The 26,910-nt window shown below is 68.3% G+C and carries 26 protein-coding genes, 2 tRNA genes and 1 other RNA gene; 13 read left to right on the plus strand and 16 right to left on the minus strand.

Translation table 11 applies throughout. The features are described from left to right. Positions 1-74: 74 nt before the first annotated feature. The 4 genes from ASG71_RS09175 to aceE form a co-directional block, all read right to left on the minus strand. Positions 75-1,136, minus strand: a complete 1,062-nt coding sequence (locus tag ASG71_RS09175) for a beta-ketoacyl-ACP synthase III (protein WP_056738310.1) — start codon at positions 1,134-1,136, stop codon at positions 75-77. Continuing rightward, complete coding sequence (locus ASG71_RS09180) at positions 1,133-2,062, minus strand: ACP S-malonyltransferase (RefSeq protein WP_200947958.1); 930 nt, start codon at positions 2,060-2,062, stop codon at positions 1,133-1,135. Before ASG71_RS09180 ends, ASG71_RS09175 begins: the two co-directional genes overlap by 4 nt. An 88-nt stretch (positions 2,063-2,150) precedes the next feature. Beyond that, positions 2,151-3,395, minus strand: coding sequence for a PucR family transcriptional regulator (locus ASG71_RS09185; protein WP_056738312.1), 1,245 nt, complete (start codon positions 3,393-3,395; stop codon positions 2,151-2,153). 191 nt (positions 3,396-3,586) lie between these two features. Further along, on the minus strand, positions 3,587-6,340 hold the full coding sequence (gene aceE, locus ASG71_RS09190; RefSeq protein WP_056738690.1) for a pyruvate dehydrogenase (acetyl-transferring), homodimeric type: 2,754 nt from the start codon (positions 6,338-6,340) through the stop codon (positions 3,587-3,589). Between the two features lie 448 nt (positions 6,341-6,788). Here aceE and ASG71_RS09195 point away from each other — a divergent pair, with 448 nt between their 5' ends. The 5 genes from ASG71_RS09195 to ASG71_RS09215 all read left to right on the plus strand — a co-directional run bounded on the left by ASG71_RS09195 (position 6,789) and on the right by ASG71_RS09215 (position 9,292). Further along, positions 6,789-7,208, plus strand: a complete 420-nt coding sequence (locus ASG71_RS09195; RefSeq protein ID WP_056738313.1) for a DUF3052 domain-containing protein — start codon at positions 6,789-6,791, stop codon at positions 7,206-7,208. Next, positions 7,205-7,708: a peroxiredoxin gene (locus ASG71_RS09200; protein WP_056738314.1), complete on the plus strand. Its 504-nt coding sequence runs from the start codon at positions 7,205-7,207 to the stop codon at positions 7,706-7,708. Before ASG71_RS09195 ends, ASG71_RS09200 begins: the two co-directional genes overlap by 4 nt. 41 nt (positions 7,709-7,749) lie before the next feature. Continuing rightward, positions 7,750-8,643, plus strand: a complete 894-nt coding sequence (locus ASG71_RS09205) for an NAD-dependent protein deacetylase (RefSeq protein WP_414826655.1) — start codon at positions 7,750-7,752, stop codon at positions 8,641-8,643. A 155-nt stretch (positions 8,644-8,798) separates the two neighbouring features. Then, positions 8,799-8,874 (plus strand) — tRNA-Val (locus ASG71_RS09210). Positions 8,875-9,001: 127 nt separating this feature from the next. After that, on the plus strand, positions 9,002-9,292 hold the full coding sequence (locus ASG71_RS09215; RefSeq protein WP_056738692.1) for a hypothetical protein: 291 nt from the start codon (positions 9,002-9,004) through the stop codon (positions 9,290-9,292). A gap of 131 nt (positions 9,293-9,423) precedes the next feature. Here the strand turns inward: ASG71_RS09215 and ASG71_RS09220 are convergent, their stop codons facing one another. Continuing rightward, the gene (locus ASG71_RS09220; protein ID WP_056738316.1) at positions 9,424-10,152 is read right to left on the minus strand and encodes a FadR/GntR family transcriptional regulator; all 729 of its coding nucleotides are present in this window, start codon (positions 10,150-10,152) and stop codon (positions 9,424-9,426) included. Between the two features lie 224 nt (positions 10,153-10,376). On the opposite strand from ASG71_RS09220, the gene gndA reads away from it, so the two are divergent. Next, positions 10,377-11,813, plus strand: coding sequence for an NADP-dependent phosphogluconate dehydrogenase (gene gndA, locus ASG71_RS09225; RefSeq protein WP_056738317.1), 1,437 nt, complete (start codon positions 10,377-10,379; stop codon positions 11,811-11,813). Between the two features lie 81 nt (positions 11,814-11,894). Here the strand turns inward: gndA and epsC are convergent, their stop codons facing one another. The 3 genes from epsC to msrA form a co-directional block, all read right to left on the minus strand. After that, positions 11,895-12,479 carry a serine O-acetyltransferase EpsC gene (epsC, locus tag ASG71_RS09230; RefSeq protein WP_056738318.1) on the minus strand — a complete coding sequence of 195 codons (585 nt, stop codon included), beginning with the start codon at positions 12,477-12,479 and terminating at the stop codon, positions 11,895-11,897. Positions 12,480-12,516: 37 nt separating this feature from the next. Continuing rightward, the gene (gene cysK / locus ASG71_RS09235) at positions 12,517-13,452 is read right to left on the minus strand and encodes a cysteine synthase A (protein WP_056738319.1); all 936 of its coding nucleotides are present in this window, start codon (positions 13,450-13,452) and stop codon (positions 12,517-12,519) included. A gap of 67 nt (positions 13,453-13,519) precedes the next feature. Beyond that, the gene (msrA, locus tag ASG71_RS09240) at positions 13,520-14,044 is read right to left on the minus strand and encodes a peptide-methionine (S)-S-oxide reductase MsrA (RefSeq protein WP_056738320.1); all 525 of its coding nucleotides are present in this window, start codon (positions 14,042-14,044) and stop codon (positions 13,520-13,522) included. Positions 14,045-14,157: 113 nt separating this feature from the next. On the opposite strand from msrA, the gene ASG71_RS09245 reads away from it, so the two are divergent. Continuing rightward, positions 14,158-15,156, plus strand: a complete 999-nt coding sequence (locus ASG71_RS09245) for a Nif3-like dinuclear metal center hexameric protein (RefSeq protein ID WP_235563958.1) — start codon at positions 14,158-14,160, stop codon at positions 15,154-15,156. Positions 15,157-15,225: 69 nt separating this feature from the next. Further along, the gene (locus ASG71_RS09250; protein ID WP_056738321.1) at positions 15,226-15,963 is read left to right on the plus strand and encodes a zinc ribbon domain-containing protein; all 738 of its coding nucleotides are present in this window, start codon (positions 15,226-15,228) and stop codon (positions 15,961-15,963) included. A gap of 13 nt (positions 15,964-15,976) precedes the next feature. Here the strand turns inward: ASG71_RS09250 and ASG71_RS09255 are convergent, their stop codons facing one another. Both ASG71_RS09255 and ASG71_RS09260 read right to left on the minus strand, forming a co-directional pair. After that, positions 15,977-16,741 (minus strand): YaaA family protein, encoded by a 765-nt coding sequence (locus ASG71_RS09255; protein WP_056738322.1) that lies wholly within the window; start codon positions 16,739-16,741, stop codon positions 15,977-15,979. A 24-nt stretch (positions 16,742-16,765) separates the two neighbouring features. Next, on the minus strand, positions 16,766-17,656 hold the full coding sequence (locus ASG71_RS09260; RefSeq protein WP_056738323.1) for a slipin family protein: 891 nt from the start codon (positions 17,654-17,656) through the stop codon (positions 16,766-16,768). 120 nt (positions 17,657-17,776) lie between these two features. Here ASG71_RS09260 and rnpB point away from each other — a divergent pair. After that, positions 17,777-18,169, plus strand: an RNA gene (gene rnpB, locus ASG71_RS09830) — RNase P RNA component class A. Positions 18,170-18,266: 97 nt separating this feature from the next. Here rnpB and ASG71_RS16815 read toward each other — a convergent pair. After that, on the minus strand, positions 18,267-18,419 hold the full coding sequence (locus ASG71_RS16815) for a hypothetical protein (protein ID WP_200947960.1): 153 nt from the start codon (positions 18,417-18,419) through the stop codon (positions 18,267-18,269). A gap of 278 nt (positions 18,420-18,697) precedes the next feature. Here ASG71_RS16815 and ASG71_RS09265 point away from each other — a divergent pair, with 278 nt between their 5' ends. From ASG71_RS09265 to ASG71_RS09275, 3 genes are all read left to right on the plus strand, one after another. Then, positions 18,698-20,191, plus strand: coding sequence for a glyceraldehyde-3-phosphate dehydrogenase (locus ASG71_RS09265; protein WP_082574986.1), 1,494 nt, complete (start codon positions 18,698-18,700; stop codon positions 20,189-20,191). 64 nt (positions 20,192-20,255) lie between these two features. After that, entirely contained in the window at positions 20,256-20,465 is a 210-nt protein-coding gene (locus ASG71_RS09270) for a hypothetical protein (RefSeq protein WP_056738325.1), read from the plus strand. Between the two features lie 123 nt (positions 20,466-20,588). Then, on the plus strand, positions 20,589-21,386 hold the full coding sequence (locus ASG71_RS09275) for an HNH endonuclease family protein (protein WP_056738326.1): 798 nt from the start codon (positions 20,589-20,591) through the stop codon (positions 21,384-21,386). Between the two features lie 28 nt (positions 21,387-21,414). On the opposite strand, the gene ASG71_RS09280 is transcribed toward ASG71_RS09275, so the two are convergent. The 5 genes from ASG71_RS09280 to orn form a co-directional block, all read right to left on the minus strand. Further along, on the minus strand, positions 21,415-22,377 hold the full coding sequence (locus ASG71_RS09280; RefSeq protein ID WP_056738327.1) for a 1-phosphofructokinase family hexose kinase: 963 nt from the start codon (positions 22,375-22,377) through the stop codon (positions 21,415-21,417). A 44-nt stretch (positions 22,378-22,421) separates the two neighbouring features. Further along, entirely contained in the window at positions 22,422-22,994 is a 573-nt protein-coding gene (gene def, locus ASG71_RS09285) for a peptide deformylase (RefSeq protein ID WP_056738328.1), read from the minus strand. 30 nt (positions 22,995-23,024) lie between these two features. Then, on the minus strand, positions 23,025-24,179 hold the full coding sequence (locus tag ASG71_RS09290) for an acyl-CoA dehydrogenase family protein (protein WP_056738329.1): 1,155 nt from the start codon (positions 24,177-24,179) through the stop codon (positions 23,025-23,027). A gap of 103 nt (positions 24,180-24,282) precedes the next feature. Next, positions 24,283-24,355 (minus strand) — tRNA-His (locus ASG71_RS09295). A 131-nt stretch (positions 24,356-24,486) separates the two neighbouring features. Continuing rightward, positions 24,487-25,134 carry an oligoribonuclease gene (orn, locus tag ASG71_RS09300; RefSeq protein ID WP_082574987.1) on the minus strand — a complete coding sequence of 216 codons (648 nt, stop codon included), beginning with the start codon at positions 25,132-25,134 and terminating at the stop codon, positions 24,487-24,489. A gap of 157 nt (positions 25,135-25,291) precedes the next feature. Here orn and mptB point away from each other — a divergent pair, with 157 nt between their 5' ends. Then, positions 25,292-26,857 carry a polyprenol phosphomannose-dependent alpha 1,6 mannosyltransferase MptB gene (gene mptB, locus ASG71_RS09305; RefSeq protein ID WP_056738330.1) on the plus strand — a complete coding sequence of 522 codons (1,566 nt, stop codon included), beginning with the start codon at positions 25,292-25,294 and terminating at the stop codon, positions 26,855-26,857. The last annotated feature ends 53 nt before the right edge of the window (positions 26,858-26,910 follow it).

Raw genomic sequence — 26,910 nt, forward strand, 5'->3', positions numbered from 1 at the left:
TCAAACCGAGGGTTCGGTTTGGTGTGGGAATCAGTGCCGGCGGGTGCCGCCGGCCTGGGAAGTGCGGTGGCCGCCTACGGAAGCACAATCACCTGGGCGCCGAAGACCAGTCCGGCTCCGAACCCGATCTGCAGGGCCAGTCCGCCGCTGAGCTCAGGATTTTCCTGGAGCAGGCGGTGGGTGGCCAGGGGGATGGACGCTGCCGAGGTGTTGCCTGCTTCGGCGATATCCCGGGCGACCTTGACGGTCTCCGGAAGCTTGAGTTGCTTGGCCATCTCGTCGATGATGCGCATGTTGGCCTGGTGCGGGATGAAGGCTGCGAGGTCCTCGGCGCGGATGCCGGCGGCGTCGAGGGCCTGCTGGGCCACCTTCGCCATCTCCCAGACGGCCCAGCGGAACACCGTCTGGCCGTCCTGGCGCAGCGTCGGCCAGAGCGCCGCCTGCGTCACGGCCGCTTCGCCGTCGCTCAGGGCGGCGGTGCTCTTGCCGGCCATGGCCAGCTCGCGGATGTCCAGCATTGAGTGGGTCATGCCGATGGCGTCCCACTTGCTGCCGTCCGAGCCCCAGACCGACGGGCCGATGCCCGGGGCGTCGGAGGGGCCGATGACGACGGCGCCGGCGCCGTCGCCCAGCAGGAAGGAGATCGTGCGCTCGGTGTTGTCGATAACGTCGGAGAGCTTCTCCGCGCCGACGACGAGCACGTACTTGGCGGCCCCGGAGCGGACCAGGGCGTCGGCCTGGGCGATGCCGTAGCAGTAGCCGGCGCAGGCTGCGGAGATGTCGAACGCGGGCGCGGGGGTTGCGCCGAGGCGGTCAGCCAGGCTGGCGGCGGCGGACGGCGTCGCGTACGGGTGGGTGACGGTGGAGACGATCACGGCGCCGAGCTGGGAGGCCTCAATGCCGGCCTTCTCCAGCGCCTCGCGGGAGGCGCCCTCCGCCATGTCGATCACGCTGACGTCGGCGGGAGCCCGGTGGCGGGTGATGATGCCGGTGCGCTGCCGGATCCACTCGTCCGAGGAGTCGATCCACTGGCAGACATCGTCGTTGGTGACGATGACGTTCGGGCGGTAGGCGCCGACGCCCATGACCCGGGTGTTTTCCTGCAGGGGAGCCTGCTTCAGGGTAGGAGCGCTCATTTGCCTCCCTCCAGTTCTGCGAATAGGGCCAGGGCGGCGGACAGATCGTCCGGGGTCTTGACGGTGACGGTTTTCACGCCCGGCATGCCGCGCTTGGCGAGGCCGGCCAGCGTTCCGGCCGGAGCCAGTTCGATGACCCCGGTGACGCCGCGCTTCACGAGGGTTTCCATGCAGCGGTCCCATCGGACCGGGCGGCTGACCTGGGCGATCAGGCTTGCGACGGCGGCGCCGCCGTCGGTGACCTCGGCGCCGTCGTAGTTCGAGAGAAGGGGCACCTGCGGGTTGCGCGGGTGCAGCGACGGGCGCAGCGCCTCCAGCGCCGCAACGGCCGGGGCCATGTGTGCGGTGTGGAACGCGCCGGCGACCTTCAGCGGGATCACGCGGGCCTTCGCCGGCGGGTTCTCGGCCAGGGCCTTGAGTTGCTCCAGGGTGCCGGCGGCGACGGTCTGTCCGGCGCCGTTGACGTTGGCGGGGGTCAGGCCGCAGGCCTCGATCGCGGCCAGCACCTCGGCGGGGTCGCCGCCGACGACGGCGCTCATGCCGGTGGGGGTGGCTGCGGCCGCGGCGGCCATGCTGTTGGCACGTTCGCGGACGAAGGTCATGGCTTCGGTTTCGGTCAGGACCCCGGCCAGGGCGGAGGCGGTGATTTCACCGACCGAGTGCCCGGCGAGAATCACCGGGAGGGTGCCCAGTTCGACGTCGAAGAGCGACTTGGCGGCCACGAGTCCGGCCGCGACGATCAGCGGCTGCGCGACGGCGGTGTCCTTGATGGTCTCCTCATCCGAGGTGGTGCCGTGCGCGGTGAGGTCGATGCCCGCAATTTCGCTCAGGGAGGCCAGATGGCCTGCGACGTGTGGGAGTTCCAGCCAGGGGGCCAGAAAACCGGGGGTCTGGGAGCCCTGTCCAGGGCAGACGATTGCAAGCACGTATCCAGCTTTCCAAATTGCCGCGTGAATCATCGGTACTTTCATGCACCAAGCTCACTGGGTCAGGTTGTAGGAAGTCTACAACGGGTCAGGAGTTGTTGCGCGGCGCGGGGCGCTCCGCCGCGGCCCGCGGAGGGGTCGAAAGACGGCCCACCACCAGTGCCGCCTGGAGCACGAAAGCCTCCCGGGGGATCAGTGGATCCCAGCCGGTGACGTCGCACACACGCTTGAGCCGGTATCGCACCGTGTTGGCGTGGACGAACAGTTCCCGGGCGGTGGCTTCGAGCGAATGACCGAGCTCGAGGTAGGTCCCGAGGGTCTCCACCAGGCCGTTCGAGGCCGCCAGCAGCGGCCGGTAGATGTTCTTGACCAGGGAGCGCCGAGCGGCGTCGTCCCCGGAGATCACCCGTTCCGGCAGCAGGTCGTCGGCCGCCACCGGGCGCGGTGCCGACGGCCAGGCCCGGGCCGCGGTGAGCCCGGCGAACGCGGACTGGGCGGAACTGCTGGCCTCCAACAGGGAGCCGGCCTCGGCGCCGTAGACCACCGGGCCCGGGGCGAAGAGCTCGCTGAGTTTCTGGCAGGCACCCTCCCGGTCCTGGACCCCGCCCAGGATCAGGATCAGCCGGTCGCCCTGGATGCCGACGAGGGCGTCCTCGGCGAAGCGGCCGGCCGTGCGGCGCAGCTCGCTGACGTAGCTGGCGCTGGGTTCGGAGGGGGAATTGCCCACCATCACGGTGAAGCGCTCCTGCGCCTTCCAGCCCAGCGCGGCGATCCTGGACCGCAGGGCGTCCGTGTTTTCGCCGCGCAGGATCGCGTCGACAATGAGCGCTTCGAGCCGGGTGTCCCAGGAACCGCGGGTCTCGGCGGCGCGGGCGTAGACGTCGGCCGCGGCGAAGGCGACCTCGCGGGAGTAGCGCAGCACGGCCTCGCGGAGGCCGGCCTGGTCCGCTTCCGGGGCGATGATCGGGACCTGTTCCTCGACCACCTCGACGACAATCCGGATCAGCTGCAGGGCCTTCTGCAGGCTGATCGACCGGGTCAGCTCGGTCGGGGCGGTGCCGAAAACGTCGGACAGGATCCACGAGGGGGAGCTGGGGCGCTCGAACCAGGTGACGAAGGCGGCGATGCCGTTCTGCGCGACCATGCCCAGCGCGGAGCGCTCATCGGAGTTCAGCCGGCTGTACCAAGGCAGCGACTTTTCCAGCTGCCGCAGGGTGGTCGTGGACAGCTGGCCCACGCTGGCGCGGAGCTTTTTGAGCGTCTCGGCCTTCTCCGGATTCAGTGCCCGCGCCGGCTGCTTGCGTGGGGCGGGGGTGGTGGTGGGCTCTGCCATGCATCGAGCATACGGGGCGCGCCGCCCAAGCTCCATTTGTGCAAAGGCTACAAGACGCGTTGCGCCAGATCACACGCCCCGCGGCCGCGGAGGGGCTGCCGCCGTCGGGGTTAAACGCCCGACGGCGGCCCCCACCAGGTGGGAACCGCCGTCCGGCGCTGTTGCGGTACTGCCGTGGCCGGCGCGGGTGGCTAGGAGTCGCCGCCCGCGTTGCCGGTGGTGCCGGCGTTGACGTTCAGCAGCCGGTACTTCTCGATTGCCTGGGCCGGGGCCTGGGCATCGACCTCGCCGCGGCGGGCCAGCATCTGCAGCGAACGGACCACGATCGAGTGGGTGTCGTTCTTGAAGAAGCGGCGCGCGGCGGCGCGGGTGTCCGAGAAGCCGAAGCCGTCCGCGCCGAGCGAGGCGAACTCGTTCGGGACGAACTGGCGGATCTGGTCCGGCACGGCCTTCATGTAGTCCGAAACCGCCACGATCGGCCCGGTGGCGCCGGCGAGCTGTTCGGTCACGAACGGAACGCGTGCCGGCTGGCCCGGGTTGAGGAAGGCATCTTCCTCGGCGGCCATGGCGTCGCGGCGCAGCTCGGTCCAGGAGGTCACGGACCAGACATCGGCCGACACGCCCCAGTCCTCGGCGAGGACCCGCTGGGCTTCGAGGGCCCACGGGACCGAGACGCCGGAGGCGAGGATCTGCGTGCGGGGGCCGTCGATCTTGGCCGGGGCCAGCAGGTAGATGCCCTTGATGATGCCCTCGGTATCGATCTCGGCCGGGGCGGCCGGCTGGACGATCGGCTCGTTGTAGACCGTGAGGTAGTACATCAGGTTCCGGTCGGTATCGTTGTCGGCTCCGCCAGGCCCATACATCCGGTTCAGGCCGTCGCGCATGATCACGCCGATTTCGTAACCGTAGGCCGGGTCGTAGGTGACGACGGCCGGGTTGGTCGAGGCGAGGATCGGGGAGTGGCCGTCTGCGTGCTGCAGGCCCTCGCCGGTCAGCGTGGTGCGGCCGGCCGTGGCGCCGATGATGAACCCGCGGGTCATCTGGTCCGCGGCTGCCCAGAAGGAGTCGCCGGTGCGCTGGAAACCGAACATCGAGTAGAACACGTAGATCGGGATCAGCGGCTCGCCGTGCGTGGCGTAGGAGGTGCCGGCCGCGGTGAACGCCGCGACGGAACCGGCCTCGTTGATGCCGGCGTGCACGATCTGCCCGGCGATCGATTCCTTGTAGGCCAGGACCAGGTCGCGGTCCACGGACAGGTAGTTCTGCCCGTTCGGGTTGTAGATCTTCGCCGTCGGGAAGAACGCGTCGATGCCGAAGGTGCGCGCCTCATCCGGGATGATCGGCACAATCCGGGACCCGAAGTCCTTGTCCCGCATCAGGTCCTTGAGCAGCCGCACGAACGCCATGGTGGTGGCGGCCAGCTGCTTGCCGGAGCCGCGGTTGGCGACCTCGTAGGCCTTGTCGCCCGGCAGGGTGACCTCGGTGTGCTTGGAACGGCGCTCCGGGACGAAGCCGCCGAGGGCCTGGCGGCGCTCCATCAGGTACTTGATCTCCGGGGCGTCGGCACCGGGGTGGTAGTACGGCGGCTGGTACGGATCGGCCTCGAGCTGCTCGTCCGTGATCGGGATGCGCAGGTGGTCGCGGAAGGCCTTCAGGTCCGCCAGGGTCAGCTTCTTCATCTGGTGGGTCGCGTTGCGGCCCTCGAAGTGCGTGCCCAGGCCGTAGCCCTTGACCGTGTGGGCCAGGATGACCGTCGGCTTGCCCTTGAACTCGGTGGCGGCCTTGTACGCGGCGTAGACCTTGTTGTAGTCGTGGCCGCCGCGCTTGAGGTTCCAGATCTCCTGGTCCGTCATGTCCGCGACCATGTCCTTGGTCTGCGGGGTCTTGCCGAAGAAGTGCTCGCGGACAAACCCGCCGGATTCGGCCTTGTACGTCTGGTAGTCGCCGTCGACGGTCTCGTTCATGATCTTCACGAGCGAGCCGTCGTCGTCCTTGGCCAGCAGGGTGTCCCACTCGCGGCCCCAGACAACCTTGATGACGTTCCAGCCGGCGCCGCGGAAGAACGCCTCAAGTTCCTGCATGATCTTGCCGTTGCCGCGGACCGGGCCGTCGAGGCGCTGCAGGTTGCAGTTGATCACGAAGTTGAGGTTGTCCAGCTTGTCGTTGGCGGCGAGCTGCAGCAGGCCGCGGGACTCCGGCTCGTCCATTTCGCCGTCGCCCAGGAACGCCCAGACCTGCTGATCCGAGGTGTCCTTGATCCCGCGGTTGTGCAGGTAGCGGTTCGACTGCGCCTGGTAGATGGCGTTCATCGGGCCGATGCCCATCGACACGGTCGGGAACTCCCAGAACTCCGGCATCAGGCGCGGGTGCGGGTAGCTCGAGAGGGCGTGGCCCTCCTTGGACTTCTCCTGCCGGAAGCCGTCGAGGTCTTCTTCGCTCAGGCGGCCTTCGAGGAAGGCACGGGCGTACATGCCGGGGGAGGCGTGGCCCTGGAAGAAGACCTGGTCACCGCCGCCCGGGTGGTCCTTGCCGCGGAAGAAGTGGTTGAAGCCGACCTCGTAGAGAGTCGCCGCACCGGCGTAGGTGGAGATGTGGCCGCCGACGCCGATCTCGGGGCGCTGGGAGCGGTGCACCATGACGGCGGCGTTCCAGCGCAGCCAGGCGCGGTACTTGCGTTCGATCTCCTCATCGCCGGGGAACGGTGCTTCCTGGTCCACGGGGATGGTGTTGACGTAGTCGGTGGTGGTCACCATCGGCACGCCTACGCTTTGGGCGCCCGCCCGCTGAAGCAGGCTCCGCATGATGTACTGGGCACGCTCGGTGCCCTGTTCCTGAATCAGGGTATCCAGGGACTCCAGCCATTCGGCGGTCTCTTCGGGATCACGATCAGGCAGCTGGTTAGTCAACCCGCTGAGGATATGGGAGGTATCTTCTCCTGCAGCCACGTCCAACCTCTCTTTGAGCGCATTCACCGGCACCCTCAGCTCCGGCAGGGTGACTGCCTGGCGTGAACGCGACGTGTGCGACATATCGGTAACAGCAGCCCGGTCCTGTACGCCGGGCTAGGTCCAATCACGACCGTGCCTGCCTGTTGTAGCGGTCGGTTTGGCCGCGCAGTCATGGTCGTCACCAGCCACTCTAGCCGTGTGAGTCCGCGGATGCGTAGCCGTCCCGCAGGGCCGGGGCCGTAAGTCGCGGGCATACTGGTTCTGTGACGCGGGGCCGCCGACGGGCCCGCGGATGGGGCTGTGTGACGCAGAATATGGCCGATCACGGGCCCGGCAGCTTGAAGCAAAGGCTCAAAGGGTGTTGGCTTGTAGTAATGGAAATCACTAGCACCGCTGGGACCATAGAGCACCACCCCGGATCGTACAAACAGCATAGGAGCAACACGTGAGCGAGGCCGACGCCGCCACTTCGGTAAATGTGGCGGAAAAATTGGGTTTCAAAAACGGAGATCTGATTCAGGAATTCGGTTATGACGACGACGTCGACTTCGACTTGCGTGACGACATCGAGGACCTCACCGGTTCGGAACTCTTCGATGAGGAGGACCATGAGGTCGTGGACGCCGCGATCCTCTGGTGGCGCGACGGTGACGGGGACCTCGTGGACACCCTCGTCGACTCGCTCACCTCGCTGACTGAGGGCGGCGTGGTGTGGGTCCTGACCCCGAAGAACGGCCGTGACGGCTACGTCTCGCCCTCGGACATCCAGGAGGCGGCGCCCACCGCGGGGCTGCACTGCACCACCTCGGCCGGCGTTTCCCGCGACTGGAGCGCCACCCGCCTGGTCACCCGGAAGAACAAGTGACCCCACCCGGCACCGACGCGCCGGCGCTGGCCCCTGCCGTTCCGGCGGTCGGCCAGCAGGCCCCCGACTTCGAACTGGCCAATCAGTACGGCGAACCGGTCCGGCTGTCCGGACTGCGGGGCCGCAACGTGGTCCTCGTATTCTTCCCGTTCGCGTTCTCCGGCATCTGCACGGGCGAACTCTGCGAACTCCGCGACAACTTGGCGCTCTTCGACGACGCCGATGCCGTGGTGCTGGGCGTCTCCGTGGACAGCAAGTTCACGCAGCGGGCCTACGCGGAGAAGGAAGGCTACGGCTTCGACCTGCTGGCGGACTTCTGGCCGCACGGCGCCGTCGCGGAGCAGTACGGGGTGTTCGACGCCGACGCCGGCATGGCCCGCCGCGGGACCTTCATCATCGATGCGGCCGGGACCGTCCGCTACGTGGTGGTCAATCCCCGCGGCCAGGCGCGCGACCTTGCCGAATACCGCGCCGCCCTGGCGGACCTCACGGGAAACTGACGGCGGACGGCATGGTGAGGCAGCGGCGGCCCGGAGTCGGCATGACCGGCTTCGCGAGCCTGCCGCCGGTTCCTGCCGCCCGGCCGGCGCAGGACGACCTCGAAGCGCTCCGCGAAATCCACGGGCTCCTGGCGGGGGAGCGCTTCGCGCTGCTCACCGGCGCCGGGCTGAGCACCGACTCGGGCATCCCGGACTACCGCGGGCCCGGAGCGGCACCGCGGGCGCCCATGACCTACCAGGAATTCATCGGCGCCCCGGAAAACCGGCGCCGGTACTGGGCCCGCAACCACATCGGCTGGTCGCGGATGCGCCGGGCCGACCCCAACGACGGCCACGCGGCCGCCGCCCTGCTGGAACAGCGCGGGCTGCTGACAGGCTTGATCACCCAGAACGTGGACCGGCTGCACGAGGACGCTGGCAGCGTCAACGTAGTGGACCTGCACGGCCGCTTCGATCAGGTCACCTGCCTGGCCTGCCACCGCCGCTACAGCCGCACGCTCCTCGCCGGCGTGCTGGAGGAACTGAACCCCGGCTTCCTGGAAGAGGCGCTGGCAGCCGGCGTCGTCGAGACCGCCCCCGACGCCGACGCCACCGTGGAGGACGCGGAGCTGATCGCGGGCTTCGTGGTCGCGAACTGCCCGGCCTGCGGCGGCACCCTCAAGCCGGACTTTGTCTACTTCGGCGAAAACGTCCCCAAGGATCGGGTGGAGCGCTCGTACGCCATGGTCGACGCCGCGGCGGCCCTGCTGGTCGCAGGATCGTCCCTGACCGTGATGAGCGGCCTGAGGTTCGTCCGGCACGCGGCGAAGCAGGGCAAGGATGTGGTGATCATCAACCGTGGACCCACCCGGGGCGACGACCTGGCCACCATCAAACTGGAGGCCGGCGTGAGCGAATCGCTGTCCTGGCTGGCCGCCGAACTCCCGGGCCTCTGACCCCGGCTCGCGCCTGGGACCGCAGGGCCATGGGCGGCCGCGTGCCGGCACCGCCCGGGCCGACCGGGGGTGGTCATCAATTAGCGTTTCAGCGCCCGCTTCCGGTACAGTAATTGTTCGTTGGTTGACGCGGTGAAGTGCGGAAACAATGCTTTGGGTCTTTAGCTCAGCTGGTAGAGCGCCACGTTTACACCGTGGATGTCATCGGTTCGATCCCGGTAGGACCCACCAAGGAAAACCCCGTTGCAGGGCGCTTGTCATGGCCCCGCAGCGGGGTTTTTTGCTGCCCGCCCACCGGCGTCCCTGCCGCTGCAGGCGCCACGGAAAAATGTCGGTCCCCGCCCGTACTGTCGCCGGCATGGAACATGTGATGGTGAAGACCGGTCCGGACGGGCGCCCTGTGACGGTGCTACGCGGCGGCCGCGAATGGCTGGTCGGGGCGGAGCCGGTCCGCTGGTTTGAACGGGTGCCGTGGTGGGAGGCCGAACGCCGGATGCCCAAGGGCCTGAGCCGGGTCGACGTGGAGGTCTGGCAGATCCAGGCCCGGCTGGGCCGCAACCGGGGATCAGCCCTAACCACCATGGAGCTCATCCGCGACGGCCTCGGCGGGGGCTGGCGGCTCCGCGGTGCTGTGGCGGACGCCGCCTAGGAATGGAAAAGCCTTCCACCGCGATTATTGGGGGATACCGCGGTGGAAGGCTTGAAAGAAATATACCGTGATTTCCGGCAAATGTGAAACGTCTAGCGGTTGAATTTCGCCATTGTCGGGACTAATTCCGGCTAGCGGCGTTGAACGGGCACGAAGACCCGGGGCTGGTCCTTCCAGCTTGGCTCCATGTCGGCGATGGTCTCGCGCATGATCTTCTCGGAGGCCTCCCGGGCGGCGGCGCCGTCGCCGGCCGCAATCGATTCGGCCACGTCCACGTGCCACTGCAGGGCGGAGCTGCGCGGGTGGTCCGGCATCAGGCCGTGGACCGTGCGGCCGGTCAGCGTCTCGGCAACCTGGCCCACCATGTTGGCGAACATCTCGTTGCCGGAACCGGTGAGCAGGAGCGAGTGGAACTGGATGTCCAGGTCGAGGAACCGCGGGACGTCCCCGGCCACGCCTGCTTCGCGCATGGCATGGGAGATCTCCACCAGGTCGGACCGGAGTTCGTCCGGCGCATTCGCGGCCGCGAGCTCGGCGGCGACCGGCTCGACGGCGGTCCGCAGCTCGGCCAGGGAACGCAGCTGGGCGCCGCGGCCCTCGCCGGCCAGCCGCCAGCGGATCACGAGCGGATCGAACGGGTTCCACCTGTTGGCGGGCAGGACGCGGATGCCGACCCGTTTGATCGTCTCCACCAGCCCCAGCGACTGCAGCACCCGGACCGCCTCGCGGACCACCGAGCGGGAGACCTTCAGTTCGTCCTCAAGGTGTTCTGCCAGCATGACGTGGCCGGCGGGAAGCTCACCGGCGACGATGCGGGCGCCCAGATGCTCGATAGCGCGGTGATGGAGGCTGGTCGACATAGTCGTAAGCATAGTGGCGCGGGCCGCCTATCCGGCGGCAGCGGGCGCCGCGGCCGCCGAAATCATAGACTGTTTATGACGCGCCGTATTCCGCCACGTGGGCGCTGCTTTCCCGCAGTCCGCGGGAATACATATGGTTTATTGACAGCCACTGGTCCCAAAAGCGTGCTCCCGCCCGGCGCGGAGCGAATTGCACCCGTTGCACAGAATGAATTGGAGTTTTGATGTCAGCACACATCGGTGTCACCGGCCTTGCGGTGATGGGGGCCAACCTGGCCCGCAACCTGGCCCGGAACGGCTTCACCGTTGCCCTGCACAACCGGTCCGTTGAGAAGACCGACGCGCTCCTCGAGAAGCACGGCCAGGACGGCGACTTCGTCCGGACCGAGACGCTGCAGGAACTCGTCGACTCGCTGGAGAAGCCCCGCCGCGTGCTGATCATGGTCAAGGCGGGCAAGCCGGTGGACTCCGTGATCGAGCAGCTCGAACCGCTTCTGGAGCCCGGCGACATCATCATCGACGCCGGCAACTCGCACTACGAGGACACCCGCCGCCGGGAAGCGGCCCTCGCCAAGAAGGACCTCCACTTCGTCGGCATCGGCGTCTCCGGCGGCGAGGAAGGCGCGCTCAACGGTCCCTCGATCATGCCCGGCGGCTCCAAGGAGTCCTACAAGGCCCTCGGCCCGCTGCTGGAAAAGATCTCCGCCCACGTCGACGGCCAGCCCTGCTGCGCCTGGATCGGCACCGACGGCGCCGGCCACTTCGTCAAGATGGTGCACAACGGCATTGAATACGCGGACATGCAGGTCATCGGCGAAGCCTTCGACCTGCTGCGTTCCGGCGCGGGCATCGAGCCGGCCGAGCAGTCCAAAATCTTCGCCGAATGGAACAAGGGGGAGCTGGCCTCCTTCCTGATCGAGATCTCCGCCGAGGTCCTCGGCCACGTCGACGCCAAGACGGGCAAACCGTTCGTGGACGTCGTCGTGGATGCTGCCGGGCAGAAGGGCACCGGCCGCTGGACGGTCATCTCCGCCCTGGAACTGGGGTCGCCGGTCTCCGGCATCGCCGAGTCCGTCTTCGCCCGCGCCCTGTCCTCCCAGGCCGACCAGCGCAAGCTGGCCCAGGAGCTGCTCGCCGGCGGCGAGGCCGCCGTCGAGGTCCCCGAGACCTTCGTCGAGGACGTCCGGCAGGCGCTGTACGCGTCCAAGCTCGTCTCCTACGCCCAGGGCCTGGACATGCTGACCTCTGCGGCCACGGAATACGGCTGGGACCTGAAGCTGGACGAGATCGCTTCCCTGTGGCGCGGCGGCTGCATCATCCGCGCCGAGCTGCTCAAGGAAATCACCAAGGCCTACGCCGCGGATCAGAAGCCGGCCAACCTGCTCTTCGCCCCGGCCTTCACCCAGGCCATCGCCGAGGTTCTCCCGGCCTGGCGCCGCGTGGTCGCCACCGCCGTGCAGCTGGGCATCCCGGTACCGGTGTTCTCCTCCTCGCTGGCCTACTACGACGGGCTGCGCCGCAAGCGCCTGCCGGCCGCCGTGATCCAAGGCCAGCGCGACCTCTTCGGCGCGCACACCTACGGCCGCATCGACACCGAGGGCACGTTCCACACCCTCTGGGGCGAGGACAAGTCCGAGATCGCCGCGGTGGACACGCACTAGTCCGGACCGGTTAAACGCAGCGGCCGGCGCCCCTTCCGGGGCGCCGGCCGCTGCGTTTAAAGCCTGTGCTTGGAACGCGGACTAGATGCGGTATTCGATCAGGTACTCGGCCGGGTCGACCGCGGGCTTGGTCTCGCGCTGGGCGTCACGGTGGCGCCAGGTGGCCGGCACGCCGGTGAGGATGGATTCGGCCGGCGCGTCCTTGACCACGACGGCGTTGGCGCCGATGGCGCTGTCCCGGCCGATCGTAATCGGGCCCAGCACCTTGGCGCCGGCGCCGATCACGACCCGGTCCTCGATCGTCGGGTGCCGCTTGATCTTGGCCAGCGAGCGTCCGCCGAGGGTGACGCCGTGGTAGAGCATGACGTCCTCGCCGATTTCGGCGGTCTCACCGATCACCACGCCCATGCCGTGGTCGATGAAGAAGCGGCGGCCGATCGTGGCGCCCGGATGGATCTCGATCCCGGTCAGGAACCGGGCCAGCTGCGAGATCAGGCGTGCCGGGAAACGCAGCGACGGATTCTGCCACATGCGGTGCGTCAGCCGGTGCGCCCAGATGGCGTGCAGGCCGGAGTAGGCGAAGAAGTTCTCAAAAGAGCCCCGCGCCGCCGGGTCGTGGGACCGGGCGGCGTCGAGGTCTTCCTTCAGTCTTGCGAAGAAGCTCACTAAGACCTTTCTGCGAAAGCTGGAATCGGGGCCGGTGTTAGCCGCGGATGTCGTCGTACAGCACGGTGGAGATGTAGCGCTCCCCGAAGTCGCAGACGACAGCAACAATCAGCTTACCGGCGTTCTCGGGACGCTTGGCGAGCTCCAGGGCCGCCCAGACGATCGCGCCGGAGGAGATGCCGCCGAGGATGCCTTCCTTGGTGCCCAGGTCCCGGGCGACCCGGACGGAGTCTTCCAGGGTCGCGTCGAGCACCTCGTCGTAGACGTTGGTGTCGAGGATTTCCGGAACGAAGTTTGCGCCCAGGCCCTGAATCTTGTGCGGGCCGGGGGCGCCGCCGTTGAGGATGGGGGAGTCCTTGGGTTCGACGGCGACGATCTGCACGCCGGGCTTGCGCTCCTTGAGCACCTGGCCGACGCCGGTGACGGTTCCGCCGGTGCCGACGCCGGCGACGAAGATATCCACCTTGCCGTCGGTGTCCTCCCAGACCTCCTCGGCCGTGGTGCGGCGGTGGACCTCGGGGTTGGCGGCGTTGGCGAACTGCTGGGCCCAGATGGAGTTCTCCGTGTTGGCCACGATCTCCTGGGCCTTTTCCACCGCTCCGCGCATGCCCTCGGAACCGGGGGTGAGGACAATCTCGGCACCGTAGGCGCGCAGCATGACGCGGCGCTCCGTGGACATGGTCTCCGGCATCGTGAGGATGACCTTGTAGCCGCGCGCGGCGCCGACCATGGCCAGGGCGATGCCGGTGTTGCCCGAGGTGCCTTCGACGATGGTTCCGCCGGGCTTCAGCGCGCCGGACTTCTCCGCGGCGTCGATAATGGCGACGCCGATCCGGTCCTTGACGCTGTTGGCCGGGTTGTAGAACTCGAGCTTGACCGCGACGGTGGCGTCCAGGCCCTCGCTCAGCCGGTTGAGCCGCACCAGCGGAGTGCCGCCGACCAGCTGGGTTACATCGTCATAGATCCGTGCCATGGGTTATATGTGCCTATCTGTGAGGAGGAATTCTAAGGTCAGCCTAACGAGGGCCGTAAAGGCCCGGCTAAGCATTAAGCCATGCAGAGTAATATTTCCTGGCCTTGGCCAGCTTCGGGTTGATGATCACCTGGCAGTAGCCCTGGTCGGGGTATTTCGCGTAGTAGTCCTGGTGGAAATCCTCCGCGACGTGGAAAACCGGCAGGCGGCTGACTTCGGTCACGATCGGATCGGACCAGAGCGCCTGGTTGCGCTCGATCGCTTCCTCGAACAGGATCTTTTCCTCGGTGGTCTCGTAGAACATCGAGGACCGGTACTGCGTGCCGACGTCGTAGCCCTGCCGGTTCAGGGTGGTGGGGTCGTGCAGGGCGAAGAACATGTCCAGGACCACGTCCGCGGGGATGACCTCCTCGTCGAAGGTCACGGCCACCACCTCGGCATGGCCGGTGGTGCCGGAGCAGACGGCGTAGTAGTCGGGGTTCCGGTCGTGGCCGCCGGTGTAACCCGATACGACCGAGCTGACACCCTTGGTCTTCTGGTAAACGGCATCGAGGCACCAGAAGCAGCCCCCGCCGAGGACGAAAGTTCTCATGTCCTGTTCAATGGACGAACGGCGCAGATCATTCCCGCCCGTCCCGGGCCCCGCCCCAACCAGGGGCGCCCGGCACGGGCGGCACGAGCCGCGGATAAGGTAAGAATGTGGGTATGGAACCTGAGAACAACGACGTTTCAGCACAGCCGGCCGGGCCCGGCGGCGCTACCGGAAGCCCCGGGAGCGCCGAGGCCGGGGGCACCGAGGCCGGCGCCGAAGCTGCCGAAGGAACCGGCCCCGTGGACGCCGCCGCTCCGGGCGAGTCCCCTGAGGAGGCCGCGGCCACGCTGGGGACCATCATGCTGGCCGTCGAGGAGCTTTGGCCCGAATCGCTGGCCGAGCAGTGGGACGAGGTGGGCCTGGTAGCGGGGCACCCCAACGCCCCGGTCGGCAGGATCCTCTTCGCCGTGGACCCGACCCTGGAAGTCATCGAGGAAGCCGTCGCCTGGGGCGCGGAGCTGCTCATCACCCACCACCCCCTGCTGCTCAAGGGCGTCACCTCCGTCGCGGCCAACACGCCCAAGGGCAAAGCCGTGCACCGGCTGATCGAGTCCGGCACCGCCCTCCTGACCGTCCACACCAACGGTGATTCCGCCGTCGGAGGCGTCTCGGATGTCCTCGCCGATGCGCTGGGGTTGCAGGACGTGATGCCGCTGACTCCAGCCGCCAACGGCCTGCCCGAGGAGGGCATCGGACGGGTGGGCGACCTGGCCGAGGTGCAGACCCTGGGGGAGTTCGCCGCCAAGGTGTTCGGCATCCTGCCTTCCGTGGCCGGCGGCGTCCGGGTCTCCGGTGACCGTGACGGCCTGGTCCGGCGCGTGGCGTTGTGCGGGGGAGCAGGCGACTCCCTGTTCAACGAGGTCCGGGCCAGCAACGCCGACGTCTACCTGACAGCGGACCTGCGGCACCACCCGGCGTCGGAAGCCCGCGAGGCGGCCGTCAATGACCGGCCCTACCTGATTGACGTTTCGCATTTCGCCAGCGAGTGGCTGTGGCTGCCGGCCGCCGCCGAGGCGCTGGGCAATGTCCTGGGCGACCAGGGCCACGACGTGGAGATCCGGGTCAGCACCACCAACAGCGACCCCTGGGACTTCATCCTGACTCCGGGCTAGGCGCTAGAGTCTAGGGAGCGCCCGTACGGCGCCCGGCACCGGCCGGAAAGTGAACAAGCGGAGGAAACAGTGGCCAAGGCAGCACCGGCGGAACAGTTGAAGTTGCTCGAATTGCAGGCACTCGACGCCAGGATCAAGTCCCTGACCAACCGCCGCCGCAGCCTTGAAAGCGACTCCCGGATCACGGACCTGGAGGCCGCGCTGGGCGTGGCCAACGGTGAACTGGGATCCGCGAAGGTGGCGGTGCACGACGCCGAGCTCGAACTTAAGCGTGCCGAGGCCGACGTCGAACAGGTCGCCTCGCGGATTGAGCGCGACGAGGCCCGGCTCAACAGCGGCACCGGCCTGTCCAAGGACTTGGTGGCCCTGCAGCGCGACATCGCTTCCCTGAACAAGCGGCGCTCGGACCTTGAGGACGTCGAACTCGAGGTCCTCGAACGGCTCGACGCGCTCCGCCTCCGCCAGGCCGAACAGCAGCAGATCGTGGACGACATCCAGGGCTCATTCGGGGCCATCCGTGCCGAGCTGGACGAACAGCTCGCCGAGGTGGCGGCCGAGCTGACCGTGGTGCGCGGCCAGCGCGCCGAGTTCGCCGACGGGCTGGACGCGGGCATGCTCGCCGTCTACGAGAAGACGCTGGCCAAGCGGGGCGTCGGGGCGGCGCGGCTCTTCCACGGCACCTCCGAGGGCTCAGGCATGCAGCTGAGCCCTGGCGACCTGGCCGAGATCAAGGCCGCCGCCGAGGACGACATCGTCTTCTGCCCCGATTCCGGATGCATCCTGGTCCGCTCCGCCGAGTGGGCCTAGCCGGGCTTCCGGCCTAGCCGGGCAGGATCAGGTTGAGGGTGTGCGGCTTCCGGGCCGTGCCCCCGACCAGCTCGGAGGTCCATTTTTCGGCGGCGGCCTTGTGCAGCTGCTCCGGCGTCTGCGGGACCTTGCCGCGCCGGCTCAGCAGGTGCCGGGCGAGTTCGCCGCGGGTGTGCTTGGCGAAGTGGCTCACCACCTTGCGGACCCCGCCGACGTCGGTGAAGACATTGACGGCCACGGTCTGTCCGGCCGGCGGCGCCCAGGCAGCCGCGTACGTGCTCGAGCGGCAGTCCACCAGCAGCTCGCCCTCCGTGATGGCAGCCAGCGCCTCGGTCAGCTGCGGCTTCCAGAAGGAAGCCAGCCGGCCGACGTCGGGCAGTGCCGTGCCCATCGACAGGCGGTACGCCGGAACCCGGTCGGAGAAGCGGATCGCGCCCCAGAGGGCGGAAATGACCAGCACCGAGCCGTCCGCTTTCTTCCGCTGCGCAGGCGTCAGCGTGCGGTAGCCCAGGGCGTCGTAAAGGACCCCGGAGTACACCTGGTGGGCGGGCGCGGCCGGCTCGGAGTGCAGCCGGGTGTTGCGTTCGACGTCGGCCTGCAGCGACGCGCCGACGCCCAGCAGGGCCAGGGCGTCCTCGTGGGCGCTGACCGTCCCCAGCGCCTCCAGGACCTTGGCGCGGTAGGCGTTCAGCGCCGGGAAGCTCAGCGACGCAGGGTCGACGGCGTCGCCGCCCGTTGCGGGGGTCTTGCCTTCGGAGGGCGGCAGCAGAATCAGCACCGTACGATCTTAGCCGCGCGCAGCTCAGGCGACTTTCGGCGGGGTGTCCCGGGTGCTGGCGGCAGCCGGGGCGACCGCGGGAGCCGGGGCCGGCGACGGGGCCTGGGCTCCGGCGGGCCGGGGGCGGCCGGCGGCCTCGGCGGCTTGGTTTTCGCGGGCGAGGAAGGCCGAGAGTTCGCCGATGGTGCTCATCAGCGGGGCGGGGAAGACGACGGTGGAGTTCTTGTCCACGGCGATCTCGACGAGCGACTGCAGGTTCCGCAGCTGCAGGGCCAGCGGGTGCGCCATCATCATGTCCGATGCCTCGCCCAGGGCCACCGCCGCGATCGATTCGCCCTCGGCCGCAATGATCTTGGCCCGCTTCTCCCGCTCGGCTTCGGCCTGCCGGGCCATGGCGCGCTTCATGCTGTCGGGCAGCTGGATGTCCTTCAGTTCCACGAGGGTCACCTCGACGCCCCACTCCAGGGTGAGGGCGTCGAGGATCTCGCGGATGTCGCTGTTGATGTGCTCGGTCTCGGAGAGGGTCTGGTCCAGGCTGTGCCGGCCGACCACCTTCCGCAGCGTGGTCTGGGCGATCTGGTTGATCGCGGCCGCCACATTCTCGATTGCCACGACCGACTTCACGGCGTCAATCACCCGGTAGTAGGCGACGGCGGAGATGTCGACGCTGACGTTGTCCTGGGTGATGATGCCTTGGGACTGGATGGGCATGGTCACGATCCGGAGACTGACCAGCTGGATCCGGTCGATGACCGGGACGATGAAGCGCAGCCCCGGCATCCGCACGCCGATGACCCGGCCCAGCCGGAACAGCACGCCCTGCTCGTACTGGCGCACGATCCGGATGGAGGCCCGGGCCAGGAACAGCAGCAGCAGTGCGAAGAGCAACCATACGACGACGGCGGTGAAGTCCATCCTGACGCCCCCTTGCCTGGCGGGAATGTTGCTTCAATTCTCCCACCGGAGAGGGAAAAAGGCGCCGGTCCGGCGGGCCGCCCGGCCGTGCGGCGGCGGGACCGTAGAATGGACAGCGGATGGGTTGACCAGGCGGCCGCGCGTCACGCAAGTGGCTCGAGGAACGTCCGGGCTCCGCAGGGCAGGGTGGTGGGTAACGCCCACTCGGGGTAACCCGCAGGCCAGTGCCACAGAAAATAGACCGCCTGCTCCGTAGCCGTGCTTGCACGGTGGGGCAGCAGGTAAGGGTGAAACGGCGGTGTAAGAGACCACCAGCTTCCCGGGTGACCGGGAAGGCTAGGTAAACCCCACCCGGAGCAAGGCCAGACAGGACACGTTCGAGGGCTGCCCGCCCGAGTGTCCGGGTAGGCTGCTGGAGGGCGTCGGCAACGGCGTTCGTAGATGGATGGCCGCTACTCCCGCGCCGGTAACAGCGCGGGAACACAGAACCCGGCGTATCGGTCAACCCATCCACCCCAAGACAGCACCGGCCGGACCGGCCGGGACACGGCGAAGGGCCGGCACCCGAGGTGCCGGCCCTTCGCCGTTAGCCCTTAAGTGCTGGAGCCGCTCAGGCCTTGGCCTTGCGCTTCACCCAGCCCCAGGCGGCGGTCGCCACGAATAGGATGAGGCCGATCACGGCCAGCCAGAGCAGGCCCTTCACGACGAAGCCGAGGGCTGAAAGGATCAGCCAGATGACAAGAAGTGCAACGATGAGTCCCATCCGGTCATCCTACGTCACAGGCGCCCCGCCAGCCCCACTGCCGTGTGAGTGACTTCACGCCGCCGCCGGCGTCCGGGGGCCCGGCCCCGCCCTAGAATGGATAGCGAACGTAGATGTTCTGCCACCGGGTCTGCGTTCGCAGCCGGTGGCCTTTTCTTTGCGTTGCACACAGGCGCCCGGGGTGGACCGAATCCCCGCGGCGCCCAGGTTCCGGACACCCGCCGGCGGCCGACATCCGTATACGAGGGCGTATGCGGGGATTCTAGGAAGGTAGTTCTGTGAGCCAGACGTCAGATTCTTGTCTTGATACGTGGATGGGCCGCGAGGCGCTCGCCGAGGCCATGATTCCGGTCATCGGCCGGCTGTACCGCGAGAACAACGTGGTGACCTCCATCCATGGACGGAGCCTGATCAATAAGTCCACCATGAACATCCTCAAAGCCCACCGCTTCGCGCGCCGCATGAGCAAGGAAGAGCTGCGCCTGGAAGAGACCGCGCCGCTGCTGGACGCGCTGACCAAGCTGGATCTCGGCGCCGCGGCCATCGACATCGCCCGGCTCACCGAGAAGTACCGCGCGGAGGGCGACGGCATCAGCCTGGACGCCTTCCTGCGCCAGGAACTCGCCGAGGTCGTCGGCAAGCGCGGCGGCGACGACCGCACCAGCACCGACGTCGTCCTCTACGGCTTCGGCCGGATCGGCCGCCTCCTGGCCCGGCTCCTGATTGAAAAGGCCGGCGGCGGCCACGGGCTGCGGCTGCGCGCAATCGTCGTGCGCCGCGGGTCCGACAACGACCTCACCAAGCGGGCGAGCCTGCTGCGCCGCGACTCGGTGCACGGCTCCTTCGAGGGCACCATCAAGGTGGACCTGGAGAACGACACCATCACGGCCAACGGCGTGCAGATCCAGGTCATCTACTCGGACAACCCGGCCACCGTCGACTACACCGCCTACGGCATCAAGGATGCGCTCGTGGTCGACAACACCGGCCGCTGGCGCGACGCCGAAGGCCTTTCCCAGCACCTGCAGAGCAAGGGCGTCTCCCGCGTGCTCCTCACCGCGCCGGGTAAGGGCGACCTGAAGAACATCGTGCACGGCATCAACCACGGTTCGATCACCGACGAGGACAAGATCGTCACCGCGGCCTCCTGCACCACCAACGCCATCACCCCGGTGCTGAAGGCGATCAACGACCGCTACGGCGTGGTGCACGGGCACGTGGAAACGGTCCACTCCTTCACCAACGACCAGAACCTGATCGACAACTTCCACAAGGGCGACCGCCGCGGCCGCTCCGCCGCGCTGAACATGGTCATCACCGAGACCGGCGCCGCCAAGGCCGTAGCGAAGGCGCTGCCCGAGCTGCAGGGCAAACTCACCGGCAACGCCATCCGGGTCCCCACCCCGGACGTGTCGATGGCCATCCTGAACCTGAACCTGGAGAACGGCACCACCAAGGACGAGGTCAACGACTACCTGCGCGAGATGTCCCTGCACTCGGACCTCCGCAAGCAGATCGACTACATCGACTCGCCCGAGGTCGTCTCGACCGACTTCGTCGGCTCTCGCCGTGCCGGCATCGTCGACGGCCTCGCCACCATCTGCAACGACAAGAACCTGGTGCTCTACGTCTGGTACGACAACGAGTTCGGCTACAGCTGCCAGGTGGTCCGGGTCATGGAGGAAATGGCCGGCGTCAACCCGCCGTCGTTCCCCGCCAAGGACGCCGCGGCCACGCTGGCCGCCGCCGGCCTGCCGGTCGAAGTCGGCTAGGACGCTTCGCGCTTTCCCGGCCGGTCCGCTGGCATCGGCCGGGAAAGCGAACCACAATAAAGCCATGGAACAGAACCCGGCTGTGGAGCACGAAACCACCCTCGAACACGCCCTCGACGTGGCACGCAGCAACGCCAAGGAAGCCAAGCGCCTCCTCGACGACGCCCGTACCAAACGCGAGGCCGGCGAGATCGACGACGCCCGCGTCGCCCAGCTCGAAGCGCTGCTGAAGCTTGCCGAGGAGGACCTGCGCCGGGTTACCCGGGAGCAGTGACAACGCGGACCTGACGGGCGCCCGCCGCGGACCTGTCCTGCACACTGTGGAGAACCCCGCGGCCGCCGCTGCCCGCGCCTAGGCTGATGGCGTGTCCCCGCCCCGGCCCCGCGCCATCCCTCCGTGACCGCCACTTTGCGCGACTACCGGCGCGCCCGGCGCCGGTCCCGGCAGGCGTGGGCGGTCCTTGCAGCCGGGCTGCTGGCAGCCCTGGTGCTGCCGGTATGGTTCTTCACCGTCGGCCAGTTCCTCCTGGCCGAGCCGCGGGGGACCGGGCCCAGCGCAGCTCCCGTGCTGGCGCGGGGCTGGATGCAGCCCGTGGCAGCGGTGCGCGCCGTCCCCGGCGGGAACGCCGCCGACGCGTTGGAGGCCCTGCCGGTGAGAGACCCGGCCGGCATCGGAAACTACGACCGCAGCGCCTTCGGGCAGGCGTGGCTCGACGTCGACCGCAACGGCTGTGACACCCGCAATGACATCCTCCGCCGGGACCTTCCCGGGGCCAGCTTCGCCGCGGGATCCCGCTGCCGGATCGGGGCCGGGACGTTCCAGGAACCCTACACCGGGCGGACGATAACGTTCCGCCGTGGGTCAGGCTCAAGCAAGGACGTCCAGATCGACCACGTCGTCGCGTTGGGGGACGCCTGGCGGACTGGCGCCCAGCAGCTCACGGCGGTCCAGCGCCAGCACCTCGCCAACGACCCGCTGAACCTGATTGCGGTCGACGGGCAGGCCAACCAGGACAAGGGCGCCTCCGACGCCGCCGCCTGGCTGCCGCCGAACCGGAACTTCCGCTGCCATTACGTCGCCCGTCAGATTTCGGTCAAGGCCGCCTACGGGCTGTGGGTGACCCCCGCCGAAAAGGACGCGATGCAGCGGGTCCTCGGTTCCTGTCCGAACCAGCACACGGTGCTGCCTCGTTGAGGTGCCGGGGACGCGGCGGCTTCCCCGCTCAGGCCCCGAAGTCCTGGGCCGCGAGTTCGGCCTCCAGCCGCTCGACGTCCTCCCGGTGGCAGAGCTCCGTGGCCACCGTGGTGACCGTCGCGCTGCCGGCCGCGACCGCGGAGCGGAACGCCTCCGGCAGGGGCCTGCCCTGCGCCAGCCGGAGCACGAACGCGGCCAGGAAGCTGTCGCCCGCGCCGACCGTGCTCCGCACCCGCACCTGCGGCACCGCCAGCCGCAGGGTACCTTCCCTCGAGGCCAGCACCGCGCCCTGCCCGCCGAGGGTCAGCGCAACGTGCTCGGCGGTCCCGTCGGCCACCAAAGCCATCGCGGCGTCGAGTTCACTTTGCTCGCTGTCCAGGACCGTGCCGAAGTGCAGCCCGAGCTCCCGCCGGCTGGGTTTGATCAGGAAGACCCCCTCGGCGAGGGCCGCGGCGAGGGCAGGGCCGGAGGCATCGACCACGCAGCGTGCGCCCTGTTCCCGCGCCAGCCGGGCCACCTGGGCGTAGAAGTCCTCCGGTACCCCCGGCGGCAGGCTCCCGCTGGCGACGACGTAGCCGCCCGGCTGGATGGTGTCCGCCACGAGCGCCAGGCACAGGCGCCACTCCGGTTCGCTCAACTCCGGGCCTTGCAGCACGAAGCGGAACTGTTCCCCGGTGCTGGTCTCGTCAACCGTGAAGTCCTGACGGGTGCTGCCCTGGACGGGGACCACGAGGGACGGAAGCCGTTCGGCTTCGATCAGGCGCCGGTAGGCTTCCCCGGTGGGTCCGCCCGCGGTGTAAATGGCCAGCGGACGCCCGCCGAGCCGCTGCACCACCCGGGCTACGTTCACGCCGCCGCCGCCCGGATCCAGCCGGCTCGGCCCGCAGCGCAGCTTGTGCCCGCTGGAGACCGTCTCGGTGGTGGTGCTGATGTCCAGGGCCGGGTTGACGGTGAGCGTGAGGATCGGCTTCGCCGCTGCGGTGGCTTCCATGGGCCCAAGCATAGGAGTCCTGGCGGCCGGTGTCGCAGGCCTCCTTAGTGGCCGAACGGATCCGGGTCCACGCCCGGCATCCAGGTCAGCCCGGGGACGCCCCAGCCGCTCTTCTTGGCCTGCTTCATCGCCTTGCGGGAGTAGCGGTCCATCAGCCGGTTGACGTAGAGCTTGCCGTCGAGGTGGTCGTACTCGTGCTGCATCACCCGGGCGAACCAGCCGGTCGCCTCGAAGTCCACCGGTTTGCCGTCCCCGTCAAAGCCCTGGACCCGGGCCCACTCCGCCCGTTTGAGCGGGTACTGGCCGCCCGGAAAGGACAGGCAGCCCTCGACCTCCTCATCCGGGTCCGGCAGCGCGCCGGAAACCTTCGAGAGGGTCAGCACCGGGTTGACGACCACGCCGGACGGCGGCGCGCCGTCGTCGTTCGCGTACTTGTAGACAAACAGCCGCTTGCCCACCCCCACCTGCGGAGCGGCGAGTCCGACGCCGTTGGCGGCGTCGTTGGTCTCGAACATGTCCGCGATCAGGGTGCGGAGGGCGTCGTCGAAGACTTCGACCTCGGCGGCCCGGCGGTGCAGGACGGGTTCGCCCCAGATGGTGATGGGAAGGACTGTCATGGGTTTCCTTTGCTGCGGGTCGGCGGCTGGTTAACCGGCGATGGTGCGGCCGACGACGTCGCGCATGATTTCGTTGGTGCCGCCGAAGATGGTGAGCAGGCGGGCGGCGAGATAGGCCTGCGCGACCGGGTATTCCATGATGTAGCCGTAGCCGCCGTGCAGCTGCAGGCAGCGGTCGGTGACGGACTTGGCCCGCTCCGAGGCCCACAGTTTGGCCCGGGCCGCGGATGCCGCGTCCAGCTCGCCGGCGTTGAAGGCCAGGATCGCCTGGTCCACGTAGCTCTCCGTGACTTCGACCTCGGTCAGGATGTCGGCCAGCTCGAAGCGGCTGTGCTGGAAATCGATGATCCGCTCGCCGAAGGCGTTGCGGTCCTTGGTGTACGCGACGGTCGCCTCGTAGACGGCGCGGACGACGGCGGACGCCGCCACCGCGATCGCCAGCCGGCCCTGCGGCAACTGTGCGGCCGCGTACTGGAGGCCCTTGCCTTCCTCGCCGACCAGGTCCGCGTGCGGCACGCGCACGTTGTCGAAGAACAGCTCTGCGGTGTCGGAGGCCTTCAGGCCCATCTTGTCCAGCTGTTTGCCGGTGCTGTAGCCCTCGCCCTTGCGGACCATGAAGAGGGAGAAGGAGTCGTGGTTTCCGCGTCCGGTGCCGCCGTCGGTGCGGGCCAGGACCAGGGACGCGTCGCCGGAGATTCCGTTGCCGATGAAGGTCTTCTGGCCGCTGATCAGCCAGTCATCGCCGTCGCGCACTGCCTTGGTGCGGATGCCGCGAAGGTCCGACCCCGCCCCCGGTTCGGTCCACGCGACCGAGGTGACGGTCTCGCCGGAGACCATGCCGGGCAGCCAGCGGGATTTCAGGTCCTCGGAGCCGTAGGCCAGCAGGTGGGGGAGGACCATGTCATCGTGCAGGTGGAGGGCCAGGCCCACGGCGAGGTGGTTGCTCCTGGCGAACTCTTCATCCAGTACGGCGCGGAAGCGGTAGTCGTTCATGCCCAGGCCGCCGAATTCCTCCGGCACGGCGAGGCCCAGCAGGCCCTGCTCGCCGGCGGCCGTCCACAATCCGCGGGAGATCATGTGGTCCTGGTCCCACTGGCTGTAGTGCGGGGCGACGGCGCGGGTGTTGAACTCCGCGGCCATCTCGCGGAACATCTCGTGGTCTTCTTCAAAGAGCCGGCGTTTCATGGCGGATCCTTCCCTGCACGGACGACTGGACAGACAACAAAGGCCGCACCGGATAACCGGTGCGGCCTTTGGCAAGGTCGGACAATGTGCCGTCCTTGGTGAGGGTGAGCGACGGGGGTTGAACCCGCGACCTCCTGGACCACAACCAGGCGCTCTGCCAACTGAGCTACGCCCACCATGTGCCCTGCTGGACCCTCCGGCGAACCGGCGGGCTGCTAAGGCAACGACAAATAGCTTACCTGCTGTTCGGGGGTGGTTTTGCCACTTTGGCGGAATTCGCCGAAATTTTCCCCAAACGTGGTGGAGATTACTCCGCCGATGAGGTGGCCGGGGCGTCGTCGGCTGCGTCGGCCGGCGCCATGATGGACTTGGCGATCCGCTGGGCGGTGGCGCTGTCCGGCCCCGGTGCGGGGACAAAGACGGCTTCCCGGTAGTAGCGCAGCTCGTCGATGGAGTCCTTGATGTCGCCCAGGGCGCGGTGGCCGCCGAGCTTCGCGGGGGACTGGAAGTAGGCGCGGGCGTACCAGCGCCGTGAGAGCTCCTTGATGGTGCTCACATCGATCACGCGGTAGTGCAGGTGCTCGACCAGTTCCGGCATGTCGCGGACCAGGAACACGCGGTCGGTGCCGACGGAGTTGCCGCCCAGCGGTGCCTTCTTCGGGTCCGGCACCCACTTCTTGATGTAGTCGAGCACGAGCGCCTGTGCCTCGGCCATGGTCTTGCCGTGGGGAAGTTCCGCGAGCAGCCCGGACCGGGTGTGCATATCGCGCACGAAGTCGTTCATTTGGGCGAGGGCGGCGTCGTCCGGTTTGATGACGACGTCGACGCCGTCGCCAAGGATGTTCAGTTCAGAGTCCGTCACCAGGGCCGCCACCTCGATGAGGGCGTCGTTCTTGGAATCCAGGCCGGTCATTTCGCAGTCGATCCACACGATGCGTTCGTTAGATATAGGCACCCGCCCAGCCTACCGTTCCGCCGTCGTTGAGCGGTCCGGTGCTAGGATTTCGGGGACGCGGCCCTCTATTTTTTCCTCCCGCGGCGTGCCCCGTGGCCGCCGTGGCGGCGGGCCGCGGGACGAACCAACCCCCAACTACAGATTGGACGACCCTGAGATGACGGCGCCTGTACCTGCGGCGGGGGGAACGGCTGCCGGTACCTCACGCACCTCTCCGGCGTCGTCCGTTGCAGAGGTCGACAACGCCCGGTCGCCGATCCTGGCCGGATTCGTGGGCTCGGTCTTCATGGCCATCGGCTCCCTCGGCGTCGGCTGGCTGGCTCCGGTTTCCGAGCTGCGGCGGGTTCCGCTGTTCATCTGGATGCGGACCGAGGCGGTGGGCGTCGCCCTGAGCATTGTGCTGCTGGCGGTCGGCGGGATGCTGCTGGTCCGCGCCTGGCTCCGGCTGGGGCAACGGGTCCGTGTCTGGGGTACCGGCGCGCGCAAGGCGACCCTGGCGGCCGTGGCCGCGTGGGGGCTGCCGATGATGGTTTCGGTGCCGCTGTTCAGCCGCGACGTGTACGCCTACATCGGCCAGGGCCGACTCATGGTGGAGGGGTTCAACCCGTACGAGAACGGCATCTCCGCGCTGTCCAACTATTTCCAGCTGGGCGCGGACAAGATGTGGACCGAGGCTCCCGTGCCGTACGGCCAGCTCTTTCTCTGGATCGAACAGTTCGTGGTCTGGTCCACGAACGTCCATCCCGAGGCCAGCATCATGCTGTTCCGCCTTGCCGCCCTGATCGGCATCGTGCTGTGCGTCATTTACGTGCCCAAGCTGGCCGACCTCCACGGCGTCAACCCGCACCGGGCGCTGTGGCTGACCGCCGCCAACCCGCTGTTCCTGACCAACTTCATCGCGAGCGTCCATAACGATGCCCTGATGATCGGGCTGGCCCTGGCCGGTCTCTACTACTGCGCCACCAAACGCGTGCTTCTGGGCCTGGTGCTCGTGACCCTGTCCATCTCGGTCAAGCCGATCACGATCGTCTTCCTGCCCTTCATCGGGCTCCTGTGGGCCGGCAAGAACGCCGGCTGGCCGCGAAAGTTCGTTTTCTGGGCGCTGACTGCCGGCATCAGCCTCGCGCTGCTGTACGCCATGAGCCTGGTCAACGGGTTCGGCTTCGGCTGGATCAACGGGCTCTCGGCCCCGGGCAGCATCTGGATCTGGTACGCGCCGGTGGGCCTGCTGGGCCTGATCGTCGCCTCGATCCTGAACGCCTTCAGCCTGGACGGCTGGGGCGTAGCCAAATGGGTCTACGACGCCGGGAAGCTGCTGGCGCTCGGGATCGTCGCGTGGCAGATCTTCCGGGGTGACTACGACCGCCTGATGCGGCGGCTCACGCTGGCCTTCGCCGCCGTCGTGTTCCTGGCGCCGATGATCCAGTCCTGGTACGTCGTCTGGCTGATCCCGCTCTTCGCCGTCACCGGCATCCGGGACGACTGGCAGGTCAAGGCCGTGTACTTCCTGGTGTCCTTCTTCATGGTGTACGCCATCTCGGACCAGCTGGAAGTCTTCCCCTACCTGCAGACCGAAGACCTCGGCCTGGCGCTCGCGCTGGCCCGCAACGCCGCCGCCATCATCGCCCTGCTGTTCGCCCTGTACCTGATCTTCCTGGATCCCAAGACCAAGCAGCTGTTCAGCAAGCCCTCCGAACCGGTCACCACCCGCCCGGTGATCTGACCCCCGGCGCCGGCCGGGGCCGCAGCGCTTCCTTCCGCGACAGCGGGCTCAGC

It is taken from the genome of Arthrobacter sp. Soil763 (assembly GCF_001428365.1).
GTDB lineage: Bacteria > Actinomycetota > Actinomycetes > Actinomycetales > Micrococcaceae > Arthrobacter.

Bases quoted from the DNA above. Each gene is read 5' to 3' on its own strand.
- ASG71_RS09290 (WP_056738329.1), bottom strand. From the start codon at position 24,179: ATGAAACGCCGGCTCTTTGAAGAAGACCACGAGATGTTCCGCGAGATG.
- ASG71_RS09175 (WP_056738310.1), bottom strand. From the start codon at position 1,136: ATGAGCGCTCCTACCCTGAAGCAGGCTCCCCTGCAGGAAAACACCCGG.
- ASG71_RS09205 (WP_414826655.1), top strand. From the start codon at position 7,750: ATGACCGGCTTCGCGAGCCTGCCGCCGGTTCCTGCCGCCCGGCCGGCG.
- ASG71_RS09270 (WP_056738325.1), top strand. From the start codon at position 20,256: ATGGAACAGAACCCGGCTGTGGAGCACGAAACCACCCTCGAACACGCC.
- ASG71_RS09185 (WP_056738312.1), bottom strand. From the start codon at position 3,395: ATGGCAGAGCCCACCACCACCCCCGCCCCACGCAAGCAGCCGGCGCGG.
- msrA (WP_056738320.1), bottom strand. From the start codon at position 14,044: ATGAGAACTTTCGTCCTCGGCGGGGGCTGCTTCTGGTGCCTCGATGCC.
- def (WP_056738328.1), bottom strand. From the start codon at position 22,994: ATGACAGTCCTTCCCATCACCATCTGGGGCGAACCCGTCCTGCACCGC.
- mptB (WP_056738330.1), top strand. From the start codon at position 25,292: ATGACGGCGCCTGTACCTGCGGCGGGGGGAACGGCTGCCGGTACCTCA.
- ASG71_RS09245 (WP_235563958.1), top strand. From the start codon at position 14,158: ATGGAACCTGAGAACAACGACGTTTCAGCACAGCCGGCCGGGCCCGGC.
- ASG71_RS09215 (WP_056738692.1), top strand. From the start codon at position 9,002: ATGGAACATGTGATGGTGAAGACCGGTCCGGACGGGCGCCCTGTGACG.
- ASG71_RS09280 (WP_056738327.1), bottom strand. From the start codon at position 22,377: ATGGAAGCCACCGCAGCGGCGAAGCCGATCCTCACGCTCACCGTCAAC.
- cysK (WP_056738319.1), bottom strand. From the start codon at position 13,452: ATGGCACGGATCTATGACGATGTAACCCAGCTGGTCGGCGGCACTCCG.
- ASG71_RS16815 (WP_200947960.1), bottom strand. From the start codon at position 18,419: ATGGGACTCATCGTTGCACTTCTTGTCATCTGGCTGATCCTTTCAGCC.
- gndA (WP_056738317.1), top strand. From the start codon at position 10,377: ATGTCAGCACACATCGGTGTCACCGGCCTTGCGGTGATGGGGGCCAAC.
- ASG71_RS09260 (WP_056738323.1), bottom strand. From the start codon at position 17,656: ATGGACTTCACCGCCGTCGTCGTATGGTTGCTCTTCGCACTGCTGCTG.
- ASG71_RS09220 (WP_056738316.1), bottom strand. From the start codon at position 10,152: ATGTCGACCAGCCTCCATCACCGCGCTATCGAGCATCTGGGCGCCCGC.